The organism is Microbacterium sp. CCNWLW41 (assembly GCF_037083505.1).
Window position 1 is genome coordinate 11,639 of record NZ_JBAOJP010000002.1, and the last position, 15,919, is coordinate 27,557.

The 15,919-nt window shown below is 70.7% G+C and carries 14 protein-coding genes; 4 read left to right on the plus strand and 10 right to left on the minus strand.

Features of this window, described 5'->3' with window-relative positions; all coding sequences use genetic code 11:
* Window positions 1-6 precede the first annotated feature (6 nt).
* Genes V6R91_RS07875 through V6R91_RS07895 form a run of 5 tightly spaced genes read right to left on the minus strand, consistent with a single transcriptional unit; the run spans window position 7 to window position 4,758 of the window.
* Window positions 7-918, minus strand: coding sequence for an ROK family protein (locus V6R91_RS07875; protein WP_336395075.1), 912 nt, complete (start codon window positions 916-918; stop codon window positions 7-9).
* Window positions 915-1,628 (minus strand): N-acetylmannosamine-6-phosphate 2-epimerase, encoded by a 714-nt coding sequence (locus tag V6R91_RS07880; RefSeq protein ID WP_336395076.1) that lies wholly within the window; start codon window positions 1,626-1,628, stop codon window positions 915-917. Before V6R91_RS07880 ends, V6R91_RS07875 begins: the two co-directional genes overlap by 4 nt.
* Window positions 1,625-2,494, minus strand: a complete 870-nt coding sequence (locus tag V6R91_RS07885; RefSeq protein WP_271060372.1) for a carbohydrate ABC transporter permease — start codon at window positions 2,492-2,494, stop codon at window positions 1,625-1,627. The genes V6R91_RS07880 and V6R91_RS07885 overlap by 4 nt, the downstream gene beginning before the upstream one ends.
* Complete coding sequence (locus tag V6R91_RS07890) at window positions 2,481-3,461, minus strand: carbohydrate ABC transporter permease (RefSeq protein ID WP_271060371.1); 981 nt, start codon at window positions 3,459-3,461, stop codon at window positions 2,481-2,483. The genes V6R91_RS07885 and V6R91_RS07890 overlap by 14 nt, the downstream gene beginning before the upstream one ends.
* A 10-nt stretch (window positions 3,462-3,471) precedes the next feature.
* Window positions 3,472-4,758, minus strand: a complete 1,287-nt coding sequence (locus tag V6R91_RS07895) for an ABC transporter substrate-binding protein (protein ID WP_336395077.1) — start codon at window positions 4,756-4,758, stop codon at window positions 3,472-3,474.
* Window positions 4,759-4,882: 124 nt separating this feature from the next.
* On the opposite strand from V6R91_RS07895, the gene V6R91_RS07900 reads away from it, so the two are divergent.
* Window positions 4,883-5,599: a GntR family transcriptional regulator gene (locus V6R91_RS07900; protein ID WP_067249035.1), complete on the plus strand. Its 717-nt coding sequence runs from the start codon at window positions 4,883-4,885 to the stop codon at window positions 5,597-5,599.
* A 46-nt stretch (window positions 5,600-5,645) separates the two neighbouring features.
* Complete coding sequence (locus V6R91_RS07905; RefSeq protein WP_336395078.1) at window positions 5,646-7,157, plus strand: DUF4127 family protein; 1,512 nt, start codon at window positions 5,646-5,648, stop codon at window positions 7,155-7,157.
* A gap of 37 nt (window positions 7,158-7,194) precedes the next feature.
* Here V6R91_RS07905 and V6R91_RS07910 read toward each other — a convergent pair whose 3' ends face one another.
* A complete protein-coding gene (locus V6R91_RS07910) occupies window positions 7,195-8,172 on the minus strand; it encodes a hypothetical protein (RefSeq protein WP_336395079.1) in 978 nt (325 codons plus the stop codon).
* An 86-nt stretch (window positions 8,173-8,258) separates the two neighbouring features.
* On the opposite strand from V6R91_RS07910, the gene V6R91_RS07915 reads away from it, so the two are divergent.
* On the plus strand, window positions 8,259-9,053 hold the full coding sequence (locus V6R91_RS07915; protein ID WP_336395080.1) for a ribonuclease H family protein: 795 nt from the start codon (window positions 8,259-8,261) through the stop codon (window positions 9,051-9,053).
* A 364-nt stretch (window positions 9,054-9,417) separates the two neighbouring features.
* On the opposite strand, the gene V6R91_RS07920 is transcribed toward V6R91_RS07915, so the two are convergent.
* Both V6R91_RS07920 and V6R91_RS07925 read right to left on the minus strand, forming a co-directional pair.
* A complete protein-coding gene (locus V6R91_RS07920) occupies window positions 9,418-9,828 on the minus strand; it encodes a hypothetical protein (protein WP_336395081.1) in 411 nt (136 codons plus the stop codon).
* Complete coding sequence (locus tag V6R91_RS07925) at window positions 9,825-11,321, minus strand: hypothetical protein (RefSeq protein WP_336395082.1); 1,497 nt, start codon at window positions 11,319-11,321, stop codon at window positions 9,825-9,827. The genes V6R91_RS07920 and V6R91_RS07925 overlap by 4 nt, the downstream gene beginning before the upstream one ends.
* 263 nt (window positions 11,322-11,584) lie before the next feature.
* Here V6R91_RS07925 and V6R91_RS07930 point away from each other — a divergent pair, with 263 nt between their 5' ends.
* A complete protein-coding gene (locus V6R91_RS07930; protein ID WP_336395083.1) occupies window positions 11,585-12,295 on the plus strand; it encodes a DUF3800 domain-containing protein in 711 nt (236 codons plus the stop codon).
* 339 nt (window positions 12,296-12,634) lie between these two features.
* On the opposite strand, the gene V6R91_RS07935 is transcribed toward V6R91_RS07930, so the two are convergent.
* Window positions 12,635-14,671 (minus strand): BCCT family transporter, encoded by a 2,037-nt coding sequence (locus V6R91_RS07935; protein ID WP_336395084.1) that lies wholly within the window; start codon window positions 14,669-14,671, stop codon window positions 12,635-12,637.
* Window positions 14,672-14,934: 263 nt separating this feature from the next.
* Complete coding sequence (locus tag V6R91_RS07940; protein WP_336395085.1) at window positions 14,935-15,918, minus strand: SRPBCC family protein; 984 nt, start codon at window positions 15,916-15,918, stop codon at window positions 14,935-14,937.
* Window position 15,919 lies beyond the last annotated feature (1 nt).

Genomic DNA, 15,919 nt, shown 5'->3' on the forward strand with positions numbered 1-15,919 from the left:
GCGCGCTCAGGCGGCCGGCGCGACGAGCGCCGCGCCGGTGAGCGTCGCCTCGACGCCCAGAGCGGCGGCCCGCACGCGGGCCGCCCGCGGGCCCGGCATCGCCCGCTCGCGGTAGGCGTCGGCCACCGCGGCGCGATAGCGGTCGCCGATCTCGGCGACGCCGCCGCCGACGACGATCGTGTCCGCGTCGACGAGCGCGTTGGCGCTGGCCAGCGCGTGCCCCAGGAGACGCGCGCCCTCGGCGATCACGTCGAGAGCGACCGGGTCGCCGGCCGCAGCGAGGGCGGCCACCTCCCGCAGGGGCCGTGGGGACCCGGACATCTCCGCGAAGCGGCGCTCCAGCGCGGGCCCGGACGCCATCGCCTCCACGTGGCCCTCGACGCCGCAGGAGCACCGCCGCGTCGCCAGCCGCTCGGGGGCGAGGACGTCGATGTGCCCGAGGGATCCGGCCGTGCCGGTGGCCCCGCGGTGCAGCTCGCCGTCGATCACGACGGCGCCGCCGATCCCCGTGCCCACCGTGACGACGAGCAGCGTCCGCGCCCCGGCGCCCGCTCCGATCCGCGCCTCCGCCACGGCGGCCGCGTGCACGTCGTTCACGACCGTCGTCGGGGCGCCGGTCCGCTCGGTCAGGAGCGCGCCGAGGGGGAAGCCGGTCCACTCCCGGATCACGTCCGTCGCCGAGGCGACGGATCCGGCAGGGTCGATCACGCCGGCCGTGCCGACCCCGATCGCCGTCGGGATCGCGGGTCCGCACGCGGCACGGACGAGGTCGGTCACCGTCTCCAGGATCGCGGTGCCTCCGGCGAGCGCCGGCGTGCGCGCGGTGACGGTCGCCGTCGCTCGACGCACGTGGTCACCGTCACGGTCGAACCCGGCGACGGCGATCTTCGTGCCGCCGATGTCCACGCCGACGATCACCGCACCCCTCCGGCCGCCAGCGCGTCGCGGGCGCGGGGCGTGGCGGCGACGAACCGCGCGGTGATGGCGATCGGATCCGTGATCGCCCCGCCCACCACCACGGCGAGCGCGCCGGCGTCGAAGGCCCTCGCGACCTGGTCGACGGTCTGGTACCGCCCCTCGGCGATGGTGGGGATCCCCGCGGCGACGAGCTCCGCCACGAGCGCGAGGTCGGGCCCGTCTCCGCGCCCGGCGGACTGGGGCGTGTACCCGGACAGCGTGGTGCCCACCACCGCGGCGCCGTGCTCCCTGGCCCGGATCCCCTCGGCGAGGGTCGAGACGTCGGCCATCACGGGCACGCCGGTCTCCTCGACGATCGCCGCGAGGAGCCCGAAGTCGTCGCCGAGCGCCTCCTCCGTGGCGTCCACGGCGATGAGGTCGGCCCCGGCCCGGGCCAGTCCCCGGGCCAGCTCCAGGGTCGGCGTGATGATGTTGCGCACGCCGTTGTCCACCTTGTGCAGGCCGATGAGGGGCACATCGGTGTGCTCCCGCGCCCGCGCGACGTCCACCGGGCCGTTCAGCCGGAGCCCGCAGGCCCCGCCGAGGAGCGCCGCGCCGGCGAGCGCGGCGATCACGTCCGGGTCCCGGACCGGGCTCGCGTCGGTCGCCTGCACGGACGCGACGAGACCGCCGGCGAGCCGGTCGAGCGGGGAGGAGAGGGGTTGCGTCATTTGAGGGCTCCTGCGCTGGCACCGCCGATGAAGAACTTCTGGCCGATGAGGAAGATGATGACGGCGGGCAGCGTGAACATCGCGCACGCCGCCATCAGCGGCCCCCAGGCCACATCGTTCTCACCGAAGAAGGCGTACAGCCCGATGGACAGCGTGTAGGTCGATTCGTCGTTCAGATAGATGAGGGGATTGAGGAAGTCGGTCCAGGCCCAGACGAACTGGAAGATCGCCGCCGTGACGATCGCCGGTCGCGCCAGGGGCAGCACGATCGTCGCATAGGTGCGGAACTCGGACGCGCCGTCCAGCCGCGCCGCCTCGATCAGCTCGTCCGGCACGGCGAGGAGGAACTGGCGGATCATGAAGATGAAGAACGGCGTCCCGAGGAACGTGGGCACGATCAGCGGCAGGTAGGAGTTCGTCGCGTCCAGCCCGTTCCAGACGAGGAACAGCGGGATGAGCGTCACCTGCGGCGGCAGCATCATGGTCGCCAGGACCAGGATCAGCAGCGGACGGGCGCCCCGCCAGCGCACCTTCGCCAGCGCGTAGGCGACGAGGGGGCAGGACACGACCGTGCCGAGGATGCTCATCCCGGAGACGAACAGCGTGTTGGCGAGGTAGCGCCACACCGGGATCTGCTCGAACGCCTGGGCGAAGTTGTCGAGCGTCCATTCCCGCGGAAGCAGCGTCGGAGGAGAGGAGAACACGTCCGTGGGCGTCTTGAACGCGGTCGACAGCATCACCAGCAGCGGGAAGAGGAACAGCAGCGCGAGCAGCGCGACCGAGACCTGCTGCCGGATCCGCCGCCAGGTGCGACGGGAGCGAGGCCGTCGCGCGACGGCGACGACGGAGGAGTCAGCGCGAGCCATCGTGCACCCACTTCCGGGAGGACGCGAGCACGATCAGGCTCACGACGAGCGTGACGAGGAACAGCGTCCAGGCCATCGCGGAGGCGTAGCCCATCTTCAGGAACACGAACGCGTTCTGGTAGAGGTACATCGCGTAGGAGAGCATCGATTGCCCCGGGCCCGATCCCGCCTGGTTCAGCCGTTCCTGGGACAGGATGTACGGCTGCGTGAAGATCTGCAGGAACCCGATGATGCTCACGATCACCTGGAACAGGGTCACCGGCGAGACGGTCGGCCAGGTGACGTTCGTGAAGCGACGCCAGATGCCGGCGCCGTCCAGCTCCGCCGCCTCGTAGAGCTCCTTGGGCACCTCCTGGAGAGCGGCGAGGTAGATGATCATGGTCCCGCCCACCGTCCACAGCGACATCAGGATGATCGCGGGCTTCGTCCAGTCCGGCTCCTGCAGCCAGGCGGGTCCGGTGATCCCGAACCAGGACAGGAAATGGTTGATGAAGCCGTACTCGGCGTTCAGCAGCCAGCGCCACAGGTACCCGCCCACGACCACCGGCACGATGGAGGGCAGGTAGACGAGGGCACGGTACAGCGGCTGACCGCGCACCGGGGTGTTGAGCAGGTGCGCCCCGGCCAGGGCGATCCCTATCGCGAGCGGCACGCCGAAGACCGTGAGGATCGCGGTGTTGGCGAGCGACTTCCAGAAGACGCCGTCGCCGAACATCTGGACGTAGTTGTCGAGGCCCACCCATTCCGGGGCCTGGAAGAGGTTGAAGTCGGTGAAGCTGTAGAAGGCCGACGCCGCGATCGGGTAGGCGAACAGGAACAGGAACCCGACGATGAAGGGCGCGGCGAAGGCCAGCCCGATGAAGGTCGTCCTCCTGCTGCGCCGGGATCGCGCCCCGGCGGGCCCGCCCCGGGGCCGGGCGGACCCGGTGCCGGGGCGGGCGCGCTCCCGCGACAGTGCGCTGGTCATCGGGGACCGGTCACTTCGCGGAGTAGTTCGCCATGCGCGACTCGACCGTGGCGATCGCCTTCTCCGGCGTCGCGGTCAGCCGCACGACCTCGTCGAAGGCCGTCGCGAGGTCGGTCGCGTACTCGGCGCTGTAGGGCTTGCTGGCCAGCGAGCGCGCGTTGGGCGAGGACGCCGCGTCGGCCCACACGGAGAAGTCCTTGAGGTCGCTGTAGGCGTCGCTGCCGGCCAGCGACGTGCGCGCGGGGAGGTTCCCGAGCGCGAGGCTGAACTTCTCCATCGGCTCCTCGCCGACCAGGTAGGCCAGGAACGTCGCGGCCTCCTCCTTGTGCTGCGAGTTCGCGGGGATGAACAGCGTGCTGGAGGTCACCTGCGTGCTGCCGGCGAGGGCCGGGGTCGCCGCGGGGATCGCCGTGACGCCCCAGTCGAGCTCCGGAGCGACCTTCGCCGCGCTGGCCGAGCGCCACTCGCCGTCGATGATCATGGCGACGCGTCCGCTGAAGAACGGGTCCTGGGCGGACAGATACTCGCCCTGCCCCGAGACGAACGCGGCCATCTTGTCCGCGCCCACCGGCTCGACCACGTTCTGCTGGTACCACTCCAGCGCCTGGAGGTTGCCCGGCTCCGCGGGCGTGGGGCCGTCCGCGCCGTCCCAGCTGCCGCCGAAGGCGAACCCGAGGGTCGTGAGCGTGGTGCTGTCGTTGGCGGACCCGAGGCCGAGCTGGGTGATCCGGCCGCCCTCGACCTTGGTCAGCGCCTTCGCCGCCGCGGCGAGCTCGTCCATGGTGGTGGGGGGCGTGATGCCGGCCTCGTCCAGCAGCGTCTTGTTGTACAGGAGCTGGAAGCTGTGGATCGCGATCGGGAGGGCGTAGGTCTTGCCCTCGTAGGTCATCTGCTCCATGGCGCTGGGCACGAAGTCGTCGACGTCGATCTTCTCGGCGGCGATGGCGTCGTCGAGCGGGGCGAGGATGCCCTTCGAGGCCCACGCGCCGACGGAGTTGCCGAAGTTGTCGGAGATGTCGAAGGACCCCTTCGACGACGACATGGACGTGAGCTGCTTCTGCGTGTCGGGGCTGGAGACGCCCTTGACGACGATCTCGTCCTGGCTCGCGTTGAAGTCGGCGATGATCTCCTCCAGCGCCTTGGCCTCCTCTCCGCCCCAGAGGTAGGAGAAGGTGATCTCCGTCTTGCCGTCCGCGCCGGCATCGCCGCCGGAGCAGCCTGCGAGCGCCGCGACGGTCGCGACGGTCACCGCGCCGGCCACGAGGCCGCGCCGCGTCTTGTTCAGGGTGTGGTGCATCGCTGATCTCCGCTCGTCCTTGAGGAACATGAGATTGGAATAGACCAATCAGGGGGTGTTGGAGAACGACATTGACACAGCACAGACCTTGTCGTCAAGATTGGTTCGAACCAAAGGAGGATCTGTGGGCGCATCCGAAGCCGGGACGAAGCACGAGCGCGTACGTCGACACCTGGAGGAGGTGATCGACCAGGGTCTGGCGCCCCACGAGCGCCTCCCCACCGAACGCGAGCTCGCCGAGGCCCTGGAGGTCAACCGACAGACCGTCCGCCGCGCCTTGGACGAGCTGGAACGGGACGGCCTCGTGTACCGGCTGCAGGGCGCCGGCACCTTCGTCAGCGCCACCCGGATCAGCAAGACCTTCGAGCTCACCTCGTTCTCGGAGGACATGCGGATGCGCAACATGCGCCCCGGATCGCAGTCCGTCGACATCGCGCTCGCGACCGCCGGCCAGACCGCCGGATACGCGCTGCAGCTCAGTCCCGGGGCGCCGGTGGTGCGGATCCGCCGCATCCGCACCGCGGATGACGTCCCCATCTGCCTGGAGGAATGCGCGCTCGCGGCGAGCGCGGTCCCGGGCCTCGAGGAGGGCATCCACGGCGACTCCCTCTACGACGACCTGCGCTCCCGCTACGGGCTGACCGCCGTCCGCGCGGATCAGGAGATCCACGCCATCGTGCTCGACGAACAGCAGGCCGAGGCGTTGCAGACCCCCGCCTTCTCCCCCGCCTTCCTCGTCAAGCGCACGACCTACGACGCCCGCAGCCGACCGATCGAGTACGCCGAGTCCGTCTATCGCGGCGACCGCTACTCGTACCAGGTCTCGATCGCCCGCCCCTGACTCCCCGCCCCCTCGCCCTCCGCCCCGCCCGCTCAGAAAGGCCCTCGTGTCCGCTTCCCCCGCCTCCGCCCGTCGCCCCCGGATCGCGCTGCTCCCCCTCGACGACCGGCCCGTCAACGTCCGCCTCCCCGCGGACGTCGCGGCGGTCGCCGGCGTCGCGCTGGACGTGCCGCCGGCCTCGATCCTGCCCTCCTACCGCACGGCAGGAGACGCCGACGCGCTCGGCGCCTGGCTGCGCGAGCGCGCGCAGGATCCGGACACCGTCCACCTCGTGGTCTCGATCGACATGCTCGTGCACGGCGGGCTCATCGCGAGCCGCACCAGCCACGACTCCACCCGCACCGTGCTCGCCCGGCTCGACGTGCTGCGGCAGATCCGCCGGTCCCGACCGGACCTGCCGATCTCCGCCGTGTCGCTGGTGACCCGCGCGAGCAACTCCTACTCCGCCGCCGAGGAGCCGGAGTACTGGACCGCGCACGGCAAGGAGCTGCACGCCCTCGGCGGCGACGCGCACCGCCTGCTGGACGCGAACGACGTGCTCCCCCTGGAGGAGCTGACGCCGGTGCCCGCGCCTGTCGTCAGCGACTACTCCCTGCGCCGCGTCCGCAACCACATCGTCAACCTCTCCGCGCTCACGCTCGCGGAGGACGGCACGGTGGGCTTCCTCGCCATCACCGCCGACGACACCGCGCCGTTCGCGGCCGGCAGCGCCGAGCAGGTCTGGCTGCGCCACTGGATGCGGATGCTGCCGTCCGGTCGCGGCGTCCTCATGTACCCGGGCGCGGACGAGGTCGGGGCCGTGCTCGTCGCGCGAGCGCTCGCGACGCTCGCGGGCGCCCGGGCGTCCTTCTCGGTCGCCTGCGCGGATCCGGAGGGGCTGGACCGCGTCCCGCCGTACGAGAACATGTCGCTGGCCGCGTCGGTCAGCCGGCAGATCCGCGCCGCGGGGGCCGACGAGGTCTCCGACGGTGCCGACGTGACCCTCGTCCTGCACGCACCGGACCCCGATCGACACGACATGTTCCGCGGGCGGCCGGAGGCGATCGACGAGGGGGCCGTCGCCGGGACCGTCGCACTCGTGCGCGAGCGGGTCGCGCGCGGCGAGCGGGTGGCCCTCGCCGACGTCCGCTATCCCAACGGCGCGGACGAGGCCCTCGTCCGCGCGCTGTCCGAGGCGGGCCTGCTCGACGCGCTGGAGGCCTTCGGCGGCTGGAACACCGCGGGCAACACCCTCGGCAGCGTGGTCGCCGTCGCCGCCGCGGCGGTCATCGGCCGTCGCTCCGGCGGGTTCGACCCCGCCGCCGCCCGGGTCGCACTGCTGACGCGCCTCCTGGACGACTTCGCCTACCAGTCCGTCGTCCGCGTCGACGCCGGTCCGCGGCTGTTCCCGGATCACTACCCGATGGCCGACGACGCGCGGGTGGCCGAGGCCGAGCGCGTGGTGCACGAGGAGCTCACCCGGATCCTCGACGCCCACCTTCCCGCGGGAGGGGTGCGGATCGCCGCGCTCACGCTGCCGTGGCGGCGCTCCTTCGAGGTCGGGCTCGTCCTGGAGTGACGCCGGTCCGTCGCCGGACCGCGAGGACCCGCTCCGGTCACTCGGCGCGGGAGGCGCCCGGCGCCGTCCCCGCGACGGTCTCGGCGCTCGGGGCAGGGTGGGCCGCAGGGCGCACGCCCCGGACGACGAGCCCGGCGATCCCCATCACGACCGCGAGCGTGACCAGGGGGATGCCGACGGCGAGCGCCTGCACGAACACCTGTCCTCCGGCGGCGGCCATCTCCGTCAGATCGCCGTCGAGCACACGCAGGCCCAGGGCGTAGCGCACCGCGGTCAGCAGAGCGGGGATCAGCAGCAGCCCGGCGAGGACGAGGAGCCAGGTCACGACGCGCCCGAGAGGACGCAGCCCGCACCAGGCGAGGGCGGCGCCGGCGATCACGGCGGGCAGCCAGCGGAGCAGGAACAGCAGGAGCGGCGGGACGGCGGCGGGTCCGGCAAGCATGACCGCCCACAGCCCGGCCCACGACGCCAGCGGTGCCGCGACGAGCCCGAGGCCGAGGGCGGCGACGCCGACCGAACGGCGGGAGATCGCCCAGAACGCCGCCTGGGCGACGAGCGCGCTGGCGATCGTGCCGCCCAGGAGCCCGGCGAAGTACAGCGCGGCGCGGTCGTCCGCCGCCTCGGATCCGATCCTCAGGCCCCGTCCCACCACCGAGAAGCTCTGCGCGATGACCCCGGCGTGACCGACGAGCAGCCCCAGGGCCGCCGGCCACGCGGCCCACCCGCTGCGGCGGGCGAGGACGTGGATGCCGAGGCCCGCGAGCGCGCCGCCCGCCACGAGCATCGCGAAGATGGCGGTCGACTGGTACTGGCTCACCGGCAGCACCGAGAAGGGCATCTCGCCGGGGCCGACGGCCTCCGGCCAGAGGTTCTGCAGGGGGAGGCGTCCGCCTCCGACGACCTGCGGGAGGACTCCGACCATCGCCCCGAGAACGCCCAGGCAGAAGGCCGCCACGCCCGAGCCGCCGGTTCTCGGATGCGGCGCGAACGACGACGGAGGCGGCGCGGCGGTCATGTCCGGCATGCTTCCAGAGGATCCTGGGACGCGCCTGGCGGATCGGGGCTTTCGCCCGCGTCGGCGCCGCGCCGTACGGTGGAGGGATGACGATCACCGCCGCCGCAGACGGCTCCGCGCTGGGCAACCCGGGCCCCAACGGGTGGGCCTGGTACATCGACGAGGACACCTGGGCCGCAGGCGGATCCGCGCACGGGACGAACAACCAGGGCGAGCTCCAGGCGGTGCTCGAGCTGTTGCGCGCGACGGCGGGGATCGAGGACGAGCTCGTCATCGAATGCGACAGCCGCTATGTGATCGACTCGGTGACCAAGTGGATGCCGGGCTGGAAGCGCCGGGGCTGGCGGAAGGCCGACGGCGGGCCTGTGCTCAACCGGGAGCTGCTGGAAGGGATCGACGAGGCCATGCGCGGCCGCGCGGTGTCGTTCTCGTGGGTCAAGGGCCACGCCGGACACCCGCTGAACGAGGCCGCCGACGCCCGTGCCAACGCGGCGGCGAAGGCCTATCAGAAGAAGGAGGAGCCGCAGCGCGGTCCGGGCTTCCGCCGCGTCGAGGCCCCGGTCGGGGCCCCCGCCTCCGGAGTGTCGGCTCCCGCTTCCGCCGACGCCCCCGCCGCCGCGGCGGTCTCCGCGGGCACCGCCACGGGGGCTCCGGTTGCCCCGCGCGCGGCGGCTCCGGCTGTCGCGGGCACGGCGGCTCCGGCTGCCGCGGCGACCCCGCTCTGGGCCGAGACCGCGGATCTGCTCGACGGGCTCGACGCCCCAGTCGTGCCGCCGATCGAACTGCGGATCACCCTGTCCTCCGACGAGCACGCCCGGCTGCGCGATCGCGCCGACGCCCAGGGCGTCTCTCTGGAAGAGGCGCTGCGCCGCCTGATCTGAATCGCGTCTCGTCTCGCGGAGACCCGCACTGAGCGACCGGCACCACCCGCCCACACGGAGAACCGCGCCTCCCGCGGAGGAAAGCCACACCAGCGTCCGCCGCAACGCGCGAACTCCGCGTCCGGTCGTTGAGCGAGGAGCGCAGCGACGAGACGAAACGCGCCCACCCTCACCCACACGCGGACGAGCATCCCCGAGCCCGGGTCACCACGTTTCGTCTCGCTCGGCTCGCTCAACGACCGCCCCCTCCCGCGGAGGAAACCTACGCCACCGTCCGCCGCAACGCGCGATTACCGCGCATGGTCCCGCCGATCTCATCCGGATGCCGACGGCCACGGCCCGAACCGGAGTGGACCAGGTGCAGCTATCCGATCGCGATCCACCAGTCGTCGCCGATCTTCTCCAAAGTGAGACGCATGTCGCCCAGAAGACCCTCCCCCTCGGAGAGATCGCTCCCGGACACCTCCGCCCTGGCTCCGGTCACGGTCGCCGACTCAACGCGCACGCTGCCGATACCAGCGCCCTCCGCCTGCACCATGAACAGGCCCAGGACTCCGCCTCCGGATGAGATGCACCGCTGCACCTCGGCAGCGCTCAGCGGCCCATCGTCGTCGGCGAGCAAGCCGCACATCGCCGCCAGATCCTTCTCGATGACCGCGTTCAGGAACGTCTCCGCCGTGGTCGCCGGATTCGCCTGCACGTCCTCACCGGCGCAGCCGGCAAGGCCCACGGCGAGAACGAGCGCGACTCCGGCGAGAACGGGCGTCCTCCTCATTTGAAGCTCACCTCCACCGTGAACGGCTCCGGTGCGACGAACTCCTTGACGAGGTTCGATCCGATTCGGCTGTACTCGATGCTTCCCCTCGGCTGGAACGTGATCGTGATGTCAGTGACGTCCTGTCCCACCGCGAAGACGGTGTTGTCCGATGCGCCGATCTCCGGCTCAGCGTTGATCGCTTCCTCGCCGAACTGAGCCGTCCAACTCGCCACACGGTCGCGGCGCACCTCCATGCCCCACCCGCTCGACGACACCGTGATGTTCTCCGTCGGAACGACAAGCCAGACCTTACCTGCCGGCGCCCATCCCCTGCGCGCCTCGAACGGCGTGCGGAACACCGCCGGCACGTCGCCGCCGTACGTGATGGACTGCGGGCTGCCGTAGGTGCCGGCTTCCTCCCGCGACACGACCTCGAAGGCCTTCGACGCCCAGACCGCCGAGGTCTGCATGCGCGCCGTCCGACCGTCGTACGCCGCGGTCGAATGCTCTGACTTGACCTCTCCGCCGTCGAGCGACACGGATTCCTCCTGTCCGTCGGTGGAGGCGATCAGGCGCGGAGTGCCGTCCGACGGCGCGGAGACGACGAGCAGATAGTCGCCGCCAGCAGGGCGATTGCAGGGTAGCGATCCGCACTCCACGCGTGCCACGCCGTCCTTGGCGCTCAGCCCGCCCCCGCGGGAGGCGACGACGAGGCGCGTGCCCTCGGCATCCACCGCGAGTGAGAGGCTCGGATCGCGATCCTCGCGACTCGTGCCGAACAGTCCACGGTGTCCTGGCCCCATCTCGACGGGGTCCCCAACCCTGACGCGCCACGCGGTGAACGTCTGTCCCTCCGCCGGACGCCAGAAGGATGATTCGTTTTCGCGAGAGGCCTCATCGCCACGGAGCACTGACAACGCCGCGTCCGGGATGAGCGGCAGGGTGGCCTCGGCATCGATCGTGACCGTCGCCGCCGGTGCCGCCAGCAGCGCCGGATCGTCGAGCTCTGAGATCTTCACCGACGGGACCTCACCCCAGGGCAGCAGCACCGCGAAGTCCTTCTGGTCCGTCTGCGGTCCGCGAGGAGCGGCCACCGCATCAGGGTCGGACGGCTGTTGTCCCGCACGGAGAAGTGCGCCCTTCGGAGTCGCGTAAGGCCCCGGAACCGGGTCATCCAGCCGGACGCTGTCGTCCCTGCCCACCTTGGCAGTGAACGACATGCTGAGCCACGGATCCTCGTATCCGAGCTGACGGATCGGGCCGCAGAAGAGCCGGTCACCGACCTCGCCGCCGCCGGTGTCCTCGAAGAAGCACTTCGCGTCATCGGCTCGGACCGCGATGTCTTCCGGCAAGCCGGCGACAGCATCAAGGAACGCGGCATCGGCGTCGGCGAGGAACGCGTCGGCGTTGCGCACGGCGCTGCCTTCATGCTGCACGGAGACGGAGCACCCCGAGAGCACGAGCACCGCACCCACGAGCACGGCGATCTGAAGCGTTCGTCGCCGTGTCACGCTCCGTCACCGCAAACACATCCGAGGACGGACTCCGGGACGATCACGCTATCCAAGGACGAGGAAGAGGGTCTCATACGAACCTTCCTACGCGGCGCGGTAACAACGACCCGGCCTTGCCCACCGAAATAACAGTTGCGTCCCGACACCGCCCGGGTCCGCCCGGCGGCACCGATCCGGAAAGGACTACACGCGGAGGGAGACGAGGTGCACTAGTCACCGATGATCCTCGTTGGCACACCAGTTTCCGGTAGCGTCCTCCCATGCGCCTGGTGTATCTGGATGAATCCGCCCGCGACGATCGCTTCTACTTCTTCGGGGCACTGATCGTGGATTCCCAGGCGATCCGACACATAGAGCAGGGACTCGACTCCATCGGTGATCTTCTCGCACGTCACGTTCCGGGATTCTCCTCGTCGTCCGAGTTTCATGCCCACGACATGTTCCATGGGAAGGGTGATTGGGATTGCGTTCCAACGCCATGGCGAGTGAAGGCATGTGCTCTCATCGCCAAAGTGCTGGCACGCTCCTCCGGGCGTTTTGTGTTTCGCGGCGTGGATCTGGCTGCGCAGCGACTGCGGTACCGCGTACCTTTTCCACCGCACCTCCTCACCCTCGCGCACACTCTCCAGGACATCGACAAACACCTTCGGCGCCTCGACCCGCACGAGCAGCTCGGCCTCGTCCTCGCGGACGAGCACCATTCCGCACCGGGGGCGCGACGCAGCTTCCGAGATTTCCGGCTTGAGCGCGTTCCCGGCTACACGACACGGCCGGTGACCCGGATCGCGGACACGATCTACTTCGGGCCGTCCCATGAGAGCCGCCTCCTTCAGGCAGCGGATCTCGCCACGTACTTCCTCAACCGCGATCGGACGGTCACCACACGAGACGAGCGCAGTCGACGAGCCATCGCCAAGATCGCAGCGAGCATCCGAGAGATCACCGTGAGCGAGTACGTCTGGTGCCCCTGACCAGACAACACAACGCCCCGCGTGAACGGGGCGTTGGCGGGTGCGGGAGGCCCGGGGGCGTCCTGCCGCTCCAGACTAGCCGATGCCACGGACAACCGCCCATCACGTTTCGTCTCGCGGAGACCCGCACTGAGCGAGCGAAGCGAGTCGAAGTGTCGCTCAACGACCGGCACCACCCGCCCACACGGAGAACCGCGCCTCCCGCGGAGGAAAGCCACACCAGCGTCCGCCGCAACGCGCGAACTCCGCGTCCGGTCGTTGAGCGAGGAGCGCAGCGACGAGACGAAACGCGCCCACCCGCACGACGCGACGACGGCGTCCGAGCGAGACGCACGCGCGTCAGGAGGCGGACGGGCGCTCCTCCTCCGTCGCACCGGCCGCCGGGTCGGATCCGGTCTCGTCGGCCGGGACCTCCTCGGCGTCCACCGGGATGATGTCGATCGCCTCGGTCGCCGCCTGGTACACCTCGGCGAGGCTGTCGTCGACGTCCTCCTCGTCCACCCAGGCGATGTCGTCCGTCGAATGGTCGTACTCCACGGGGACGAGGGCGAAGTCGTCGCCGTACTCCTCCAAGCCCGAGCGGACGCTGTGCCGCACCGCGCGCACCGCGTACTTGTCGCGGAGGATGAGCGGATCGCGCTGCAGGTCGCGGAGGAACGAGATCATCATGAACGCCATGATGATCGCGAAGGGCAGGGCGGCGATGATGGTCACGTTCTGCAGCGACTTCAGACCGCTGCCCTCCTCGCCCGAGACGAGCAGGACCGCGGCGATCACGCCGACGAGCGTCCCCCAGGTCGCGGCCACCCAGCGGGCGGGCTCCGGACGGCCCTGCTGCGACAGCGTCCCCATCACGAGCGACGACGAGTCCGCGCCGGTGATGAAGAAGATCGCGATGAGCAGGATCAGGGCGACGCTCGTCACCAGCGGGAAGGGCAGGTTCTCGAGGACCCCGAAGAGAACCTCCTCCGGAGGGTTCGTCTTCAGCTCGGCGCCGCCGCGCTGCTGGTCGATCGCCGTGGTCCCGAAGATCGCGAACCAGATCAGCGAGATCACCGAGGGCACCAGGATGACGACGGACACGAACTGCCGCAGCGTCCGCCCCCGGGAGATCTTCGCGATGAACATGCCGACGAAGGGCGACCAGGAGATCCACCACGCCCAGTAGAAGATCGTCCAGCTGGACAGGAACGCCTGCGCCGCCTCGCCCTGGGATCCGGATCGTCCGATCAGCTGCGGAAGGTCCCCGATGAACTCCGCCGCCACCGCGGGGATGACGTTGAGGATCAGCAGCGTCGGTCCGACGAAGAAGACGAACAGGGCCAGGAGGATCGCCGCGACCGAGTTGATGTTCGACAGCGCCCGGATCCCCTTGGAGACGCCCGAGACCGCCGAGGCGATGAAGCACGCGGTCAGCACGGCGATCACCATGATCAGAACGCCGTTGCCGATCTCCCCGATCCCGGCCACGATCTCGATCCCGTGGCCGATCTGCAGCGCGCCGAGCCCGAGGGACGCCGCCGTGCCGAAGAGCGTGACGATGATGGAGAAGACGTCGATCGTGCGGCCCACGGCGCCGGTCGTGCGATCCTCGCCCAGCAGCGGCGCGAAGATCGACGAGATGAGCGGCGTGCGGCCGCGGCGGTAGGCGCCGTACGCGATCGCACCGCCCACGAGCGCGTAGAAGGCCCACGCCTGCGGGCCCCAGTGGTAGAGCACCTGTGCCTGGGCCTGGTGCATGGCCTCGAGCGTGTTCGCCTCGACGGTGCCCGGCGGCGGGCTCTCGTAGAAGGTGAGCGGCTCGGCGGCTCCCCAGAACACCAGCCCGATGCCCATTCCCGCGGCGAACAGCATCGAGATCCAGGAGAAGAGCGAGAACTCGGGCTGCTCGTCGTCGCGGCCCAGCGGGATCCGCCCGTAGCGGCTGAACCCCACGAACAGCATGAACACCAGCACGACGGTGGCGATCGTGGTGAAAAAGAACCCGACGTGCTCCACCACCCAGTCCAGCACCGTCTTGGTGGTGCCGGAGAGGTTGTCGCCGGCGAAGACGCCCCAGGCGATGAACGCGAGGGTGAGCGTGACCGCGATGCCGAAGACCAGCGGATCCGTCCGGTAAGTGCGCCCGGTCTCCTCGACGGCGACGCCGGGGATCAGGGCCGGATGGACGCTTCGCGGCGGGACCGCGGACATGTCCCGGACGATCTTGCGTGCCGCTTCCGTGGCCTTGTTGGCGGGACGAGCCGGAGGAGCGGGCGAGCCCGGCGGGACGCTCGGCGGCGGGACGGCGGATCCTCGGAGCACCGGGGGCCGTGAGCCCGCCGGCGTGGCCTGAGCGTCGGAGCGCGTCGTTTCCTTCTCGTCCGGAGTGTCCATGGAAATCCATCCTGACACGCGGTCTCCGCCGCTCCCAGCCCGGCGGCCGTGGCGGCGGACGGGTGCGGGTCGCACCGTTTCGTCTCGCTGCGCTCGCTCAACGACCGGGAGCCACACACCGTTTCGTCTCGCTGCGCTCGCTCAACGACCGGAAGCCCACGCACCGTTTCGTCTCGCTGCGCTCGCTCAACGACCGGGAACCCACACCGGTCGTTGAGCGAGGAGCGCAGCGACGAGACGAGACGCGCGCATCCGGCCCCGGATCAGGCCGGGGCCAGGACGGTGCTCTCCAGACGGGCGTATCCCGCCTCCATGCCGTCGGCCATGCCGGTGGCGAGGATCATGTCGCGGGTCTCCTTGTCCGGGTATTCGATGAGCAGGGTGATCAGCGTGGCGCCGTTCTCCTCATAGAGGCTGAAGTCGTTCAGCGTCGTGGGGCCCTCGGTGCCCTGCATCCTCTCCGTGGACACTTCGCGGTACGGCGGATCGACGAGCAGGATCTCGCCCTCGAAACCGAACGCCTCGCCGTCCGTGCCGTCGAGCGGGGCCCAGGACATGCGGTGCGCATCGCCGGCGGCAGCGCCGGGGACGCTCTCGGTCATGACCCAGCCGTCCGGCCCGGTCATCCACTGCGGGAGGAGCGCCGGGTCGTGGTGCGCGCGCCACACCAGCTCGCGCGGCCCTTCCACGAGCCGAGTGATCCGCACGTGGGTGTCGTCGAGCAGCTCGACGCGCGTGCCCTTGCCCTGCGCGTACTCCCGGAGGTCCTGCAGAACGGCGTCGAGCTGTGCCATGGCCATCTTCGTCCCCTCGACGGCGCCCATCTCGACCACCTGGTCCAGCGCCTCGACCGAGTCGAAGTAGCTCGTCGTGACCATGCGCGTCCCGTCGCCGGCCGGCTCGAAGGTGAAGGTCATCCGCATCGCCGGGAATCCGTCGAGCGGCGCGCCCTCGTCGTCCACGAAGCTGTCCAGCACCTCGAACCGGTTCGGCGCCTCGATCGCGAGGAACTCCCAGGATCCGGACGACTTCTCCCCGCGCGGGCCGCTCATCGAGTAGACGGCGCGGCCGCCGACCCGGTGGTCCCAGGCGGTGAACGTGGCAGGCCACCCGGGAGGACCCCAGAAGCGCTCGAGCTGACGCGGGTCGCTGTACGCGTCCCACACGCGCTCGACGGGGGCGGCGAAGTCGGCCGTGACGGTCATCGTCAGGGCTTCGGGGTCGGTGGTGACGTCGATGACGGGCATG